Source organism: Kineococcus sp. DHX-1 (assembly GCF_042473625.1).
GTDB lineage: Bacteria > Actinomycetota > Actinomycetes > Actinomycetales > Kineococcaceae > Kineococcus.
The window spans coordinates 2,187,191-2,201,635 of the sequence record NZ_CP170445.1 but is presented as its reverse complement, the minus strand read 5'-3'; the positions used below and the strand labels follow the sequence as shown (position 1 = coordinate 2,201,635).

At 68.8% G+C, this 14,445-nt stretch carries 18 protein-coding genes; 8 read left to right on the top strand and 10 right to left on the bottom strand.

Features of this window, described 5'->3' with window-relative positions; all coding sequences use genetic code 11:
• Positions 1–50: 50 nt before the first annotated feature.
• Positions 51–218: a hypothetical protein gene (locus ACFEMC_RS10675; protein WP_380176157.1), complete on the bottom strand. Its 168-nt coding sequence runs from the start codon at positions 216–218 to the stop codon at positions 51–53.
• A 114-nt stretch (positions 219–332) separates the two neighbouring features.
• On the opposite strand from ACFEMC_RS10675, the gene ACFEMC_RS10670 reads away from it, so the two are divergent.
• Positions 333–500, top strand: coding sequence for a hypothetical protein (locus ACFEMC_RS10670; protein WP_380176155.1), 168 nt, complete (start codon positions 333–335; stop codon positions 498–500).
• Positions 501–652: 152 nt separating this feature from the next.
• Here the strand turns inward: ACFEMC_RS10670 and ACFEMC_RS10665 are convergent, their stop codons facing one another.
• From ACFEMC_RS10665 to ACFEMC_RS10650, 4 genes are all read right to left on the bottom strand, one after another.
• Positions 653–1,141, bottom strand: coding sequence for a GNAT family N-acetyltransferase (locus ACFEMC_RS10665; RefSeq protein WP_380176153.1), 489 nt, complete (start codon positions 1,139–1,141; stop codon positions 653–655).
• 134 nt (positions 1,142–1,275) lie between these two features.
• Positions 1,276–1,929 carry a hypothetical protein gene (locus tag ACFEMC_RS10660; RefSeq protein WP_380176151.1) on the bottom strand — a complete coding sequence of 218 codons (654 nt, stop codon included), beginning with the start codon at positions 1,927–1,929 and terminating at the stop codon, positions 1,276–1,278.
• A gap of 1,071 nt (positions 1,930–3,000) precedes the next feature.
• Complete coding sequence (locus ACFEMC_RS10655) at positions 3,001–5,112, bottom strand: DUF4041 domain-containing protein (protein WP_380176150.1); 2,112 nt, start codon at positions 5,110–5,112, stop codon at positions 3,001–3,003.
• A gap of 653 nt (positions 5,113–5,765) precedes the next feature.
• Entirely contained in the window at positions 5,766–7,037 is a 1,272-nt protein-coding gene (locus ACFEMC_RS10650; RefSeq protein ID WP_380176148.1) for a hypothetical protein, read from the bottom strand.
• Between the two features lie 194 nt (positions 7,038–7,231).
• On the opposite strand from ACFEMC_RS10650, the gene ACFEMC_RS10645 reads away from it, so the two are divergent.
• From ACFEMC_RS10645 to ACFEMC_RS10635, 3 genes are read left to right on the top strand one after another with little or no spacing between them, the layout of a single operon-like run.
• Complete coding sequence (locus tag ACFEMC_RS10645; RefSeq protein WP_380176147.1) at positions 7,232–7,792, top strand: hypothetical protein; 561 nt, start codon at positions 7,232–7,234, stop codon at positions 7,790–7,792.
• Positions 7,789–8,322, top strand: coding sequence for a hypothetical protein (locus ACFEMC_RS10640; RefSeq protein WP_380176145.1), 534 nt, complete (start codon positions 7,789–7,791; stop codon positions 8,320–8,322). Before ACFEMC_RS10645 ends, ACFEMC_RS10640 begins: the two co-directional genes overlap by 4 nt.
• A 45-nt stretch (positions 8,323–8,367) precedes the next feature.
• On the top strand, positions 8,368–8,733 hold the full coding sequence (locus ACFEMC_RS10635; RefSeq protein ID WP_380176129.1) for a hypothetical protein: 366 nt from the start codon (positions 8,368–8,370) through the stop codon (positions 8,731–8,733).
• 331 nt (positions 8,734–9,064) lie between these two features.
• Here the strand turns inward: ACFEMC_RS10635 and ACFEMC_RS10630 are convergent, their stop codons facing one another.
• The 5 genes from ACFEMC_RS10630 to ACFEMC_RS10610 all read right to left on the bottom strand — a co-directional run bounded on the left by ACFEMC_RS10630 (position 9,065) and on the right by ACFEMC_RS10610 (position 11,963).
• A complete protein-coding gene (locus tag ACFEMC_RS10630; RefSeq protein ID WP_380176143.1) occupies positions 9,065–9,619 on the bottom strand; it encodes a GNAT family N-acetyltransferase in 555 nt (184 codons plus the stop codon).
• Between the two features lie 232 nt (positions 9,620–9,851).
• Positions 9,852–10,223: a hypothetical protein gene (locus ACFEMC_RS10625; protein WP_380176141.1), complete on the bottom strand. Its 372-nt coding sequence runs from the start codon at positions 10,221–10,223 to the stop codon at positions 9,852–9,854.
• Between the two features lie 130 nt (positions 10,224–10,353).
• Positions 10,354–10,710, bottom strand: coding sequence for a hypothetical protein (locus ACFEMC_RS10620; protein ID WP_380176139.1), 357 nt, complete (start codon positions 10,708–10,710; stop codon positions 10,354–10,356).
• A gap of 67 nt (positions 10,711–10,777) precedes the next feature.
• Positions 10,778–11,110: a hypothetical protein gene (locus ACFEMC_RS10615; RefSeq protein ID WP_380176137.1), complete on the bottom strand. Its 333-nt coding sequence runs from the start codon at positions 11,108–11,110 to the stop codon at positions 10,778–10,780.
• Positions 11,111–11,669: 559 nt separating this feature from the next.
• Positions 11,670–11,963, bottom strand: coding sequence for a hypothetical protein (locus ACFEMC_RS10610; RefSeq protein WP_380176135.1), 294 nt, complete (start codon positions 11,961–11,963; stop codon positions 11,670–11,672).
• Positions 11,964–12,421: 458 nt separating this feature from the next.
• Between ACFEMC_RS10610 and ACFEMC_RS10605 the strand changes: the two genes are divergently transcribed.
• The 4 genes from ACFEMC_RS10605 to ACFEMC_RS10590 all read left to right on the top strand — a co-directional run bounded on the left by ACFEMC_RS10605 (position 12,422) and on the right by ACFEMC_RS10590 (position 14,390).
• Positions 12,422–12,649, top strand: a complete 228-nt coding sequence (locus tag ACFEMC_RS10605; RefSeq protein WP_380176133.1) for a hypothetical protein — start codon at positions 12,422–12,424, stop codon at positions 12,647–12,649.
• Positions 12,650–12,799: 150 nt separating this feature from the next.
• Positions 12,800–13,273 (top strand): hypothetical protein, encoded by a 474-nt coding sequence (locus tag ACFEMC_RS10600; protein ID WP_380176131.1) that lies wholly within the window; start codon positions 12,800–12,802, stop codon positions 13,271–13,273.
• A gap of 192 nt (positions 13,274–13,465) precedes the next feature.
• Positions 13,466–13,831 carry a hypothetical protein gene (locus tag ACFEMC_RS10595; RefSeq protein WP_380176129.1) on the top strand — a complete coding sequence of 122 codons (366 nt, stop codon included), beginning with the start codon at positions 13,466–13,468 and terminating at the stop codon, positions 13,829–13,831.
• A gap of 151 nt (positions 13,832–13,982) precedes the next feature.
• On the top strand, positions 13,983–14,390 hold the full coding sequence (locus ACFEMC_RS10590; protein ID WP_380176127.1) for a hypothetical protein: 408 nt from the start codon (positions 13,983–13,985) through the stop codon (positions 14,388–14,390).
• Positions 14,391–14,445 lie beyond the last annotated feature (55 nt).

Here is a 14,445-nt window from a genome sequence, read left to right as displayed (position 1 = left end):
GCGCAGACGTCGCGGTCATGGGGACGCCTGCGTGGTCGGCCACCACACGGTCATCCCGCGGTGCGCGCGAAGCGCACGGTCATCCCGCCGTGCGCGAAGCGCACGGTCATCCCGCCGTGCGCGAAGCGCACGGTCATCCCGCCGTGCGCGAAGCGCACGGTCATCCCGCCGTGCGCGAAGCGCACGGTCATCCCGCAGATCGCGTGCGTGTGGCCCATGCTGGACCGATGGCTGACGTCACCTCGAGCACCGCTTCTGACCCACCCCGCGGCCCGAAGCTGCGCGGACGCGGCACAACCCCAAGATCGCCTGGGTGGGTCGTCCTCGACTGCGTGATCGCCCTCGTTGCGCTGAACGTCGCTTTCGTCGCTCTCATCGCTTTCCCCCTCTGGCTGGGTCTGGCCTTCACCGCCCTCGCCGGCCTGGCCCTCTTCTTCGCCGTCCGGGAGGTGTTCTTGTGGATGCAGTACCTCGCCAACCTCCGCACGACACGACGGTGAGGTCCTGGGCGGGGGCTTGACGCTGACCTTCAGCCGACCGGATGGCGTTGCCGCCTCTGCAGGTGCCCTCTTCCACCTTCCGGTCATCCCGCTGTCATGGACGTCGACCGGTGCCGTGAGCACCGGTCATGTACTCGCTCTCACGGACGTGATCAGCCGAAGTCCCGGACGAAACGACGTTCCGGGCGACCCGCCGACCCGCGCACCTCGACCTCACCGGTAGCCACCCAGCCCGCCCACTCGTAGGCACTGATGGCTCGTGCGTTGTCGGCAATGACCCACAGCTCACCGCGAGACAACGCCGTCCGGCGAGCGTGCTCCTGCACGTGCTCGAGCAGCGCCCGCCCGCCACCAGAGCCCCACACCTCGGGATCGGTGGCGAGGTAGCGGATCTCTACAGACTCCCCTTGAGGGATCAAGATGCAGAAGCCGACGGCGCGCTGGCCACGGCGCGCCAGGTGCAGCGAGGCTCCCGGCTCGGCCAGCGTCTGCTGGATGCCCGCGAGCTTGTCCCCTACCGGGGCCACCGAAGGCAGCTGGTCCCTTTTCGCGGTGGCGCGGGCCCAGATGCCTGCCGCCTCGCGTTCGGCGTCGATGCCCTCCGCCCGCTCGACCGTCAGCTCCTCATCGGTGATCTGCATCGGTCCATGCTGCCGGGTGTCGGGGACCAGCCAGCCACCGCACCCCCACGCGGGCTCACAGCAGGGCTCGGCCCTCGGGGAACTTCACGGTCATCCCGCAATCCGCGTGGCAGGTCCTGCCCGATGAGCAGCAGTCAGGTAAGCGGCTGACCGCTCTCCTGCGCTAGAAGGACGCGCAGGTGCCCAGCCGGCAGGCCTTGCAGCCAGATGTCAGCCTCCTCCAGCGCCGCCCGCAGCACCTCCAGGGGACTGCTCCCTTCCCACTCACTGGCTGGGTACTCCGTCCCCGGCACCGGGATCGCCAGCGTCCAGATCCACGGCCCCAACTGCTCGGCCGGGGAGTACCTGACGCTCACGTCCATCCCCGCGTCGTCGGGCAGGTGGCAGCACAGCCGGGCCGCGTCCGCCAGCAGCTGCGACCATCCCTGCCACGACCGGGAGGCCTCCTGGACGAGGTCATCCACCTCGCTTGGGACCGGGACCTCACCTGCGTCGGAGAAGGTCTTGGTGAGCTCCTCGATGACCGCGGCGGGATGACCGGCCAGCTCGTAGGCGTCCTCGCCGGAGTGCGGAAGCCCGAAGTTGACCTCCCAGGACAGGTCGACTCCCTCGTCCTCACCCAGCCGGCTGTAGGGCACGTAGGCCAGGGTGAAGCCGCAGCCCGCAGGATCCAGGGCGATCATCATGGCCAGCACCGTCGCGGTGGCCTGCTCCACCTCTGACCAGGGACGAGGGTCGCTCCATCCCTTCGCGTTCGGCGGGACGGCGAGGTCCTCTCGGTGGGCCACGGATCGAGCATGGCCAGACAACTGGTCTCATGCCACCGACTTCACGGTCATCCCGCCATCCGTGCGACCTCGATCCCGTCAGACTTCACGCATGGCCTCCGACGACCGCTCACCGCGCGGCGCCTCCCGCTGGAGGCGGCTGCTCGCCGCCCTACTCGTAGGCGTCGTAGCCGGCTTGGCGACGAAGCTCATCGCTGATGGATCGCTGCTGGCGTCCTTGCTGGTGGGTCTGGTGACATCGGCGGCAGCGCTATGCCCGTGGCCACGTTGGCGGTGACAGCAGACAGTGCTGCACCACGTCACCCATCAGACACCACGTCACGCGACCTCGCGGTCATCCCGCGGTGTGCGCGGTCGCCGGTGGCCGGCGACGTCGCACTCTTGCCGAAAGGCGCAAGATCGTCAGCACGCCCAGACGGGCTGCGCTAGCTCCAGAGCTGGGCCGTATGGGGCAGGCTGACGGCCATGGCTAAGGGCCCCTGGTGGAAGGCAACGCGTACTCAGAAGCAAGCGCGCAACGGCGGGATCATCTGGGCACTGAGTGCCGTGCTGCTCTGGGTGCTCATCGTCGTGACAGGTGCCGCCGGCTGGTGGCAGATCCTGCTTGCGGCCAGCGCAACGGTCTCGGCAGTGCTCTACCTGGCCACGTGGCGCCTCTGGCGGCTTGAGTGGTCACGGCCTGAGTAGGCACGCGCCTTCGACCCATGTCGCGGTCATCCCGCAGGTTGCGCGTGTCACGCCGTCCATCCCGGAGCCTCGGCTCTGCAGACGCGCTCAGGTGCGTCCGGATCTTCGTGCTCAATCTCGTACGAGCACTCCCCGCACCCCTCGGCTGGATCGTGCTCTCGCCAGTCATGGCGGCAGGTCGAGCAATCTCCGTAGTAGGCCCACCTGGCTCGCTCCTCCTGCCGGCGGGCCCACCACTGCCTCAGCGTCCGGAGCACGTCGTGAGCATGGCAGTGCCGGCGACAACTTCACGGTCATCCCGCGGTGCGCGCGGGCGCACGGTCATCGCGCAGGCCACGCGTGTCTCGGCTACGACGTCAGGGATACAACCTGAGGTGAACCCCCTCATCGGGCCCGGCGTGTCGTCGGGGTTAAGTGCTCACCGCTCTGACGCCACTCCAGCGCCTCCGCGAAGTCCTTGTACGTCAGCAGGTGCGAACCGGCGATCTTCGCCAGCGCCTCACGCACGTCGGCCGGGGTGGCGTAGAAGAACTCGCGATGCCGGTTCACGCGGTTGACGCGCTGCTCGGCGAAGACGGCGTGCAGCTTCCCTTCCAAGCCGACAGCGTCCTCGCTCTGGATCAGCGCGTGCACATCGAACCGGAACGGGACCGAAGCATCACCCAGCTCGCGCACCCGATCCATGGGATCACGACGTCGGGTCATGCCGATCTTGACCATCCGCTCACCGAACGCGCCGAGGTTGGAGATCACGTAGACCCAGCCGGCGCGCAGGTTGGCCTGGCGGGCGTCGACCTTGACCATCTCCTCCTGGACGTCTGCCAGCTTGGCCCGCAGGTCCGCGACGGCCGCAGATGAGGCGACGCCGGTGCTGGCCACCTCCAACGCGGCCAGGTAGTGCTCCTCCTCTCGACGCAGCTTGGCCCGTTCCCGTTCGAAGTCGGCCAGGGCCTTGGCTTCTTCCCGAGCCTGCTCACGCGCCTCCCGCTGCCGTTCCCGTTCTTCCTCGACCTTGGCCAGGTGATCAGCGGTCAGGCGGATCTCTTGCAGACGAGTGCGCAGGTACCGTTCGCTGACGCGGATCGACATCATCGTCCCCAGCCGGGCGATGGTCTCGGCGGCCTTCTCCAGTCGCTGTGTGGCGGTGTGAACGGTGTGCGGGCGGACGCTGCGCACACAGTTGTCGGCTTCGGCGTTGAACGCTCGCAGCATCAGCTTCGAGGTTTCCTTGACCATCTTGGCACCGTCACGGCTGGAGCCGTTGACCTGCCAGTTCGTCGTCGCCAGTACCGCCCCACCGTCGCGGACCATGGCTTTGATGTTGTCTTTGAGGTTCGCCAGACGGGCCTTGTAGGCCACCGCGTCGTCGAGGGGGTGGGAGTAGCGGTAAATCCCGGCCTCCTGCAGCACCGCCTCCTCGTCGGTGACGATCAGGTTCTCCCGCAGCAGGACCAGGTCGGCTTGAGCAGCAGCGATGTCACGGGTCACCACCTCCAACTCCTGACGGGCGGTGTGCAGTCGCCGGTCGGCGTGACCTTGCTGCTGCGCCAGCGTCAGGCGCCGGGTCGCGGTCTCAGCGGCCAACTGCACCGCATCGAGCGCGCCCAGCTGTTGAACCTGCTCGCGCAGGAACGCGTTGTCGGCTTCGGCCGTCGACAACGCCGCTTGCAACTGACGGACTTGCTCGCTCAGTCGGACGGCATCGGTTCCGCCGAGGCTGGCCAGCTGAGCCCGCAGGGCGGCGTTGTCCTCTTCACGTGCCCGTTGGCGGCGGCCCAACCAGCGCGATCGTGTCGCGGACTCGGTCGGCGATGAGTCAGTCGGCGAGACAGTCGAAGACTGACCTCTCGGGTGAGTGGCCGGTGCAGGTGATCCCGTCGGCGCATGGTGCCCGACAGGCGAAGCCGGTGTCGGCGTCGATCCGCTGCCGCCGTCAGGGCTGGTGTCCTCATCGTCAACGCTGATGCCGAAGTGCCGAGCCAGAGCGGCTAACCCCTCGTCCCAGCCCTGGCCGACGCAACGGGCCTTCCAGCCATCGCCGCGGCGGTAGACCTCGACGGCGATCAGCGCCGGCTCGCTACCGGCACCGGTCAGGTCCAGCTGCGCGACAACCTGTTGAGCGGCATCGTGCAGCGTGACGGTGAATCCCGGGATACGACCGATGAGCCCACCCTCGGCACTCAACGTCACGTGCAGGGCGGTGATGTCGGAAGAGATGGCCTCCAGCTGCAAGCGGACCCCGTCAAAGGCACGGTCTGCTTGAGCGACCTGGCCCAGGTGCCGCACAGAGCCGGCGACACCGGCGGACTGGTTGTAGAAGACGAAGTCGGCATCCGATCGCACCTTGCCGTCGGCGGTGACTGCGACCACGGCGACGTCAACGGCGTCGGCTCCTGCGCGGGCCGGCCAGGAGGCGATGACGTCCAGGTGCCCGCCGCGGCAGACGTGAGCGGGTAGCTCGCGGTTGGCGCCGCGGGGAAGCGAAAAGCTCGTCACCGGATGATTCTGCCGATCAGCACAGTGTCATGTGGACGTTTTCGGCAACCAGTCCTGATCACTTCGGGGACTTCACGGTCATCCCGCGGTGCGCGCAGCGTACGGTCATCGCGCGTGGTGCGCGGGCGCATGCCAGGTCAGTCAGAGAGGCTCCGGTTGTGGGCCGAGCGCACAACAAGCAGCGGGATGAGGAGAGCACTAAGAGTGCCAAGCCACAACAGATCGCCGCCCTCTCGACTACCTCGCACTCCGGCCCAGACAGCCAGACCACAGCAGGCGGCGTAGGCGGCGTAGTACGACCACGGACGTGACGGGGGAAGCCCCACGGCCGGCCAGTAACGACCCGGGTTGGCGCGAGCAACGGCTAGACCGGCCACTGCCGAGAGCACGCCCGCGAGCACGAGCAACAACCAGACCATGACCACACTGTGCAGCAGCCCACGCTTGTTCAGCTGGTGGACGCGAACCTCTGCACACGTATCGAATGAGCGCTCGTCTCTCGGGCGACGTCACGGTCATCCCGCTGACCAGGACGTCGACGACCTCACGGTCTTGTCGATGTCCGGGTGCAAGTTAAGCAGCGGGGATCACCTACGTATCCCTGCCGTCCGTGCGGATGCGGAGGTCCCTAACTGCGGCCTCCGGCGGAGCTGTCACATGTCGAGGACACCGTCTCGAGCTCGCTCCGCGGGCGGGATCCGGTCAGTGGACAGGTCCTCCATTAACCCCACGTCGGCGTACTCCGGGTACTCGATCCGCCCCACCTCGTCGAACAAGTCCACCCGACGGCGCAGGATCAGACCAGGCCGCGAGGTGTGCCCGAACGTCCACTCCAGGCGCGCATCGGGCCACTCACCCAGCAGGCGACCCTCCACCACGTCGCGCCCATCCAGGGTGTGCCCACCGTGCGAACCCAGCCAGGTCGCGCTCATGCTCCCGAACGCGGCCAGCACCCGCTGCAGGTAGGAGTCCACCTCCACCGGGCGCGGCACCCTCGCCCAGCACCACGCGCTGATGTCGAGGTCCTCCAACGCGGCCAGCGGCACCTCACGCCCACCACCGGCGACCCGCTCATCGCGCAGCACCGTGTCCGCGGGACTTCCCCCGCCTTCACCCGCACCGGTCTGCAGGCCGGTCTGATGAACCGTCCAGGGCCAGTTCCCGGTCCCATACGGCGCGAAGCCCCGCTGAACGTTCAGAGCCACGCTTTCCCGTCGCTCCAGCGCCCCCGGCGTGGCCGCGGGGGCCAGCGGACCGGCGACCAGGTCCAGTGCGGCCTCGAACACCGCGTCGCCCTCTCCGGTGCCCTCGGCAGCCGACAGCTTCGCCGGCGGCGTCTGTCCCCAGGGCAGAGCAATCCAGCGGTCGGTCCAGCGCACGAAGGCCATGTCGGGGGAGGTGGTCGGTTCCAACGTGTACGGCGGGCGTTCCAAGCGCACCCACGCTGCCTGCTCGGTGGTGTGCACCATGCTTACCGCCGTGTCGGTCTCCACCTGGCTCACCCGGCCATCGGCCGTGACGTGCAAGAGCACGTCCCAGCCGTAGGGCTCCTCCGGTTCGGCGAACTCGTCGGTGGGGTCGACCCGCTGCGGGACGTCCGTGGGGCGTGAGCACCACGCCCCACCCGGGCCGGCGGCGGCCAGCAACCACCGGTTGGGCCAGGTCGCCTTCTCGATGCCGTCTAGGCCGACACGCAGCAACGGGCCGCCGTCCAGCCCGTTCTCCTGCACCCACAAGCCGTCCTCGGCGGCGATTACCCGCCGGAAGGCACCCAACTGCTCCGGCGCGGGCTCCTGTTCCCAGGACACGACGTGGCGCAGTTGCCCGTTGGTGGGGTCGAGGACGACCGCGACCGGATGCACCCGGTCCAAGACCCACAATCCCGACGACAGCTCATAGACCCGGTCCGCCCTCAGTCGCCGCACCTCGCGATCATCACCCGGCACCGGCTCAACCGCTAGGCCCCCGGTCTGGGACGACCTCGCGGTCATCCCGCGATCCGCGCGGTCTTGGCTGCCCATGATCTTGCGGTCATGACGATGTCCGGACGCAAGCCGAGCACGACGATCACCCTCGCATCGCCGATGACCGTGCTCTCGATCTACGGCAGTCTGAGCAGGTGACCAGCCACCCGCCGCCCTTCCTCGAGGAACTGGGAGTCCTCGCCCACGGTCCCGCGCTCCTCAGCACAGGACCAGAGATCGGCATCGGACTGCGCTGCGTCTTCGCCTACCCGGAGGGGCTGCTGCTCTCGATCCAGGTCAAAGCCATCGGGCGAGCCGCCGGCGACGCCCGCGAAGGTGACCGCCACGGCACCCGAGGCGGTCCTCAAGGCGGCCGTCGCCAGCCGCGTCGACCCGACCAGCGCCGGCGGCCCGTGAACGCCGTCCGGTTGTCCGTCATCACCCCCCAAACCGAGAACGAACCTCCGCCGCAGACCGCACCCGAACTGCACCACCACCTCCACCAGGCCGCCCACACCACACGCGGGAGCTGCCAGGACGAGCCGGGCGCCCCCGTCCACATCCAGGACATCGACGTGTGGTGGCCCGCCCTGCCCCTGCGCTCTCGCCTCACCCTGCAGGCCGGCTGGCCTGAACTGAGCGCTCCCCTGACCACGACGGTGCTGGAACTGCAGGGCTTGAACCGACTGCAGGACAGCGTGGTGAGCCTGCGGTGACGACGCATCCATGGAACGTCGAGGAGTCCAACGACACCTGGCGCCGGCTGGGCGCCGTCGTGCACGGGCCCGCGGTCCTAGCCCGTGCTCCCGGCATCGCGGTGGGTCTGCGCTGCGTCTTCGCCTACCCCGACAGTCTCAGCATCTGGCTGCTCGCCCGCGCCGACGCGGCGCTGATCCCCCAAGACCTGCCGCCGCGCAGCGACGCCGAGGCCGCCGTGCAGTCGCGATGGGAAGCGTTGTGGCCGGGGCGACCCCACGATCCCCTCGTCCACGTCACCCTGAACCACGGCCCCCAGCGGCGGCTGTCCTGGGCCGAACGCCGCGACGACTCCACGCTGGACGGTGTCCGGTACATCTCCAGCGCATCGCGCATCCTGGGCCTGCCAGCGGGCCGGCAGCTCGACTTCGAGGTGTCCTGGGGGCCGGCCCTGGCCCCGGTCTCCACCCGAGTGCAGCTGTCGCACCTGCAGCGCCTCACGGACAGGGCGCTGCTTCTCCTCGACGACCCGCGCTCCTCACCGACCTGACATGCTCGCGCGGCGGTCCCGGTTCGGGCCCGCGAACCACGCTGGGTGCAAGCAGCCGCCACCGCCTTGGTGCTGCTGCTGGCCTGGGGAAGCCTGCAGCACCTCCTGGACTTCCTCACCGCCGGCTGGAGCCCCTACGCCTACGCCCCCAACTGGCTCGCGGCCTACTGGAGTGCCCTACTCCTCTTGGACCCCTTAGCCGCCGTCCTCATCGCCCGCCGCCACCGCGCCGGCCTGCTCCTGGCCCCGCTCATCCTGCTCACCGACGCCGCCGCGAACGGCTACGCCATCCACGCCCTGGACCTCGGCGGCCCACTGGCCCCGATAGGGCACGGCGTCGTGAGCGTCATGGCCATCGCCAGCACGGTACTGACCCCACGGCTGCTGCGACCTACCAACCGCCCGGCCTGAGCAGGGCGACCAGGCTCTCCAGGGGCCTGCATCACGAGAGGCCGCTACAGCGATCGCACGGTCATCCCGCGGTGTGCGCGGTCTCGATCGGCCACCGACGGCCTGACATGGCGATGTCCGCATGATCGTGATGAGTACAAGCTGAGAGGTGTCGGCTCGAGAGCACCGCGTCGACGCCTTCCTTCGCACTCCGACAACCGCAGCCTTCCCCGATCGGACTGGCCGCAGCAACCACGGCCTTGACCAGCTGACCGACCCAGCCATCGCCTGCAGCCTGGCCGCGAGGTGGGCAAGGTGCTGACCGACCCACAGGCGCCGAGCCGGGCTTCTGCTACGCGACGGAACGCTTCATCCGCCAAGTCAAAGCACCTTCAGCAGCGCCGGTCCCGTCCCACGGCGTGACCTCCTCGACGAACTCGAAACCTCGCGCCTCATAGAACGGGATCCCCATCGTGTTGCCCTTTTGGACCGACACCCACTGCTCGACTGCGCCGGCGTCAACTTGCTGCCGGGTCAACAAGTCCAGGACGGCCGTGCCGAACCCGAGCCCTCGACGGTCCGGGTCTACGTAGAGTACGAACACTTCTCCCACGCCTTCGCCGGTCAAGCCGCCACCACCAGCAGCAACAACGCGATCGCTCTCGTCCTGAGCGACCAAGTAACCCGACCAACCAGGAGGAGCCGGTGCTACCTCCGACTGGATCCGCTCCGGCCGGTAGTACCGAACAACCACGTCTTCGATCGTTGCAGTGCTGAGCAGACCTGGATAGGTGCGTCGGTACCCATCGCTACAGATACGCGAGATTGCCTCCACGTCGCTTTCTGTCGCCATCCGAGCCACCATCGAAAGGCTCTCCTTCTCTTGGGCTATCACCTTCTGGCGCATGATCCCATTCGACGCAGGCATCCGTGAGCTTCTCGGCGTGGCGTTCCGTGGTGCTTGCGATCGCTGCAGACCGCGGGTGGCCCAACGGCCTGCACAGTCGGCGTTGCCTTCTGACTCGCGACGGCGGTCGGCAAGCCAGCGGTCTCCGCGCAACACGCGGTCATCCCGCGTTGTGCGCGAAGCGCACGGTCATCCCGCGGTGCGCGCGTCATGGCTGCCGACCGGTGAGCTACTAGTTGCCGCCCATGTAGGCACCAATGTCCTGCACGATCCCGTACCGGCTCCAGGCATCACGTCGGCCATCGCCTTCAAGCCACCGCACCTGGTAGTGCACATCAGCATCGGACGCAGTCCACGTGATGCGGTCCTCCTCGAGCTCAGTGACGTAGGTCCAGGGTGCGTAGTCCTCCTGGATGGGCTCGCGGCGGCCGTCGAGCCGTGTCAGAAGAAGCCAGACCCTCTCCTCTCGCCGAAGCAGGAGCCCCACGCGCACGGACTCAACCTTCGTGGCGAGGTAGCCGGCGTGCGTGCCGTTCAGGTGCACCGATGCGATGGCGTCTCGGTACTTGTCGAGCGGTGGTTCCGCTGGCAGATCCTCGGGCATGGTCCACCTTCTTACGTCCAGCAGAATTGCACCCCTCTAGCGCTGCGCGCGACCGCACGGCCATCCCGCTGTTGTGGAGGTCGATGACCTCGCGGCCGCGCCGGGGAGCAAGCGGTCGCAGACCACGACGTCAGTCCACGTACCTCGCGGCCGCAGCAACCACCAGACGGGTGTCGGGCTCACCAGCACGATGCCGCCCGTACATGCGCACGACGGCCTCACCACCGCCGGCGCTGCGCTGGAAGTCCTCATCAGCCAGCACCTCGGCCAACAGCGACGGTGAGAGCTCGACGCACTTGCCGAAGGTCAGCAGGTACGCCGGCCGTCCTCGCTCAGCGTGAGCCACCGCCTCCGCGACGGTCAGCTCACGCCCCCACGTCCGGCGGACACCTTCGACCACCAGGAACTGCGGTGGGCACCCGAGCAGCACCTGAGCCACCAAGTCCGGTCGGTCAGGCACACCGCGCAGCACCGCCGACAAGCTCACCGCCCCACCTTCTCGGGCGCGCCGGGCCGACGCACAGTCCCCCGCCCGATCACGCTGCTCTGCCCGCTCAGCACTGCCCGGTGAGCACCAGCAGCTCCTGGTCGTCGTCGTTGACCCACCGCCCGCCGGTCCAGACGACCTCGCCACCTAGTTGCGGGGCCTGACTGGTCACCGCCGCCCGCACGGCCTGCCACTGCTGCATCGCATCGGAGCCGTCGAAGTAGTCCAGCTGCTGGCCCCCGTACCAGTACAGGACCAGCGGGACGCCGGCTGCGATGAGGACGTCCGCGTCTCGACGCTTGATGCGGCTGGAGCCGCGGGTGAACCGCTGACCGGCCGGAGTGGTCAGCTGCCCCGACTCGATGGCGTCCCACTGCTGGTCGGCCAGGCTCGCTTGCACCGACTCAGCATGGCTGACGACTTCACGGTCATCCCGCTGGCCAGGATCTCCGCGCCCGTCTCCGACGCCTCTGCAGCACCGCGACGGTGACCCCTGCAGCCACGACCGCAGCCAGCATCCACGGCAGAGCCGGCCACGGCGGAGGGTTGTCGTAGCTGCTGTCCGCGATCACCACGCTCTTGGCCGTCCACACCACCAGCAACGCCACGCTAAGCAGGTACAGCCCTACCGCCCACAGGCTCCAGCAGCGCCAACGGACCGCCGCCAGTACCGGTAGCCCCAGGACGCCTACAGCCACCAGCCCTGGACCGACAGCGTTGATCAGCCCCACAGTCCAGTTCTCCACTTCGACATGACCTGCATGTCCTCACCGTGGCAGGGGCAACGCGCGCCAACCGGCGATCGAGCCCTCCTGCACAGCTCCTCCGCTTCAGACGACCGCACGGTCATCCCGCGGTGCGCGCGGGCGCACGGTCATCCCGCGGTGCGCGGGCGCACGGTCATCCCGCGGTGCGCGCGTGTCTACGAGTCAGCGCCGCAGTGGATCGCGGCTCATCGGTCACTCGAGACGGACGACCGGCGGCACCCGGTACTGGAGAAACCGACGAAGCCGCATGCCTTCGGTGATGACCAACGTGTGGATGGGCCCCTCCCACTGCAGTGGGCCGTCCTCATTAATGCCGTCGTAGACGTCGAAGCGCACGATCCCCGGCAGCAGGTCCAGGTAGTGGGGGTCGGCGTGCATGGGCGCCTCGACAGTCATCACCGCTCCCGTCTCCGGATGCTCGATGACGTCGCCGTCGTAGATCTCCATGGCATCGACGACCTCATCGGACTCGACCAGTGGCGCCACCCGGGCAGCGTGGCACGCACACCCGGTCAAGACACGGACATAGCGCAGACCCGGCCGGGTCAGGTCAGGGGGCGACCTCGGCGTGGTCGCCCTGGTCGTCGTCCCCGTCGCCTCCCACCCGTACGTCGGCGCCCTCGCCGCCGTCCTCCGTGCCGTGCTCTGCCTGCCGTCCTCGACCCATCGCGCCGGCCCTCGCCCTCTACCATCTCGTGCTGCCCGGTCGGCAGACCCAGCCATGCTGCCCGCAAGACGGCCACAACGCCGACGTCGCGGTCAGCCCGCGGTGCGCGCGGGCGCACGGTCGCCGGGAGGCGGGTGATGCCGACCGGCCTCGCGACCTCGCGGTCCTGCCGAGAAGCGGACGATGGCATGGGACTGCGGCCAAGCGATGAGGCTGGCGCTGCGGTGCTGACTGAGCCACCTCACCAGCGGCGTCGCAGGACTCCTGTCCAGAAGGCTTGGACCAGCCCAGCAGCGGCAAGACCGCCCCCAAGGGCAGCCAGGAACGTGCCCACCGAGAAGACCAGATCTCCTCGTTCGCTGAGCGACAGCAGGAGCAGACCGATCAGACCGCCGGCCACACCGACGACCAGCAGCAGGAGGCAGCGACGGAGCTGCCGCGTCTTGGCATCGCCTACCAACCGCCGCCCGAACAGGCGATCAGCTGGACTACGGCGGTTCTTTGACAGATTGCCTCGATGCTGCGGCACTTGCTCTCCTCTGATCCTGGCCTTGAGACCAGGCCGGTTGCTCTGGGCATCGGTACTTGAGAGGGCGTCGTTACTCGGACCGACGAAGTGCACGGTCATCCCGCGGTGCGGCGCGATCATGAAGACATGAGTGACCGCGATCCAGCACCGGGGCCGCTGGACCAGGCCGTGCACGACCTCCTCGTCGACGCGCTCCGCCCCTACGGCGCCGCCGCTGAAGTCAGCCTTCACCTGATCCCGGGCAGCCGGCTGTGGGTCAGCGCCATCACCCCCCACCGCACCAGCGCCGCACCCCTGTCCGTCGGCATCGAGAGTCCCTCGGACGCCACCGGCGCCGACGTCGCCTTCACCATCACCGTCGCCCACACCTGGCTGGAAGTCGACGGCCTTGACGAGCCCATGACCTGGCTACGGCAGCTGGCCCAGGCGGTCTACGCCGGCCAGCTGCAGGAGACGGGCTTCACCAGCGCCAGCGCCGTACGCATCCACACCGTCGCCGGTCTGGTGGAGGGCGGTGCTTGGCAACTGCCGCTGGTCCGCCGGTGGCTACCGCGTCGACGCTTCACCACCTACGCCCCCGCCTCACCTCCGCTTCGCTGATGCGGCGCGCAGAACCTCACGGTCATCCCGCGGTGCGCGCAGCGCACGGTCATCCCGCGGTGCGCGCAGCGCACGGTCATCCCGCGGTGCGCGGGCGCACGGCGCGCGACCTGACCCACGCTCCTGGTCCAACCCGACGCTGACAGGCTGCATCACGTGCTGTCGAAACGGTGGGCCCGCGAACCACGCTGGGTGCAAGCAGCCGCCACCGCCTTGGTGCTGCTGCTGGCCTGGGGAAGCCTGCAGCACCTCCTGGACTTCCTCACCGCCGGCTGGAGCCCCTACGCCTACGCCCCCAACTGGCTCGCGGCCTACTGGAGTGCCCTACTCCTCTTGGACCCCTTAGCCGCCGTCCTCATCGCCCGCCGCCACCGCGCCGGCCTGCTCCTGGCCCCGCTCATCCTGCTCACCGACGCCGCCGCGAACGGCTACGCCATCCACGCCCTGGACCTCGGCGGCCCACTGGCCCCGATAGGGCACGGCGTCGTGAGCGTCATGGCCATCGCCAGCACGGTACTGACCCCACGGCTGCTGCGACCTACCAACCGCCCGGCCTGAGCAGGGCGACCAGGCTCTCCAGGGGCCTGCATCACGAGAGGCCACTACAGCGATCGCACGGTCATCCCGCAGACCAGAAGGTCGTCAACCGTCCGCGCACGTCGAAGTGCGGATGAGTCCTGGTGCGCGGTGTCGCTGTCAGGATCGTGCGGTGGACAGTGATGACGAGCTGGAGAACGCGGCTGTAGAAGGCAGGCACCTGGTCGAGGCCCTCGACGCTCTCCGCGCATGGCTGCTCCTAGAGGACTCCTACGCCCGAGGCGGCGTACCCGATGAGGTCCTGCACTTCATCCACGACCACATCGGCCGACTCCTCGGCCCGCAGGCCCACACGGCGGCCGGGAACGTCGTGCGCACGCACGTCGAGGCCGGCGGGAACCTGGCGGACCTGGCGCGCGACCGTTCCGCCCTGCTCGACCTCCTCGCCGCCATCGAGGGCAAGCAGCGGCCAGCCCCTACACACCGCTGGACCGCTCACGCACCGCTCAGCGGGCAGACGATGTCCTCTGAGCGGAGGTCAACTGCGCAGGACCGGGAAGACGGGAGCTCAGAGCCGTAACGACTTCACGGTCATCCCGCGATCCGAGCGATCCCGGCCGCCGATGATCTTGCGG

Excerpts from the sequence above, each read along its gene's own strand:
- ACFEMC_RS10675 (WP_380176157.1), bottom strand. The coding sequence starts at position 218 with ATGGGCCACACGCACGCGATCTGCGGGATGACCGTGCGCTTCGCGCAC.
- ACFEMC_RS10665 (WP_380176153.1), bottom strand. The coding sequence starts at position 1,141 with ATGCAGATCACCGATGAGGAGCTGACGGTCGAGCGGGCGGAGGGCATC.
- ACFEMC_RS10630 (WP_380176143.1), bottom strand. The coding sequence starts at position 9,619 with ATGCGCCAGAAGGTGATAGCCCAAGAGAAGGAGAGCCTTTCGATGGTG.
- ACFEMC_RS10625 (WP_380176141.1), bottom strand. The coding sequence starts at position 10,223 with ATGCCCGAGGATCTGCCAGCGGAACCACCGCTCGACAAGTACCGAGAC.
- ACFEMC_RS10600 (WP_380176131.1), top strand. The coding sequence starts at position 12,800 with ATGAGTGACCGCGATCCAGCACCGGGGCCGCTGGACCAGGCCGTGCAC.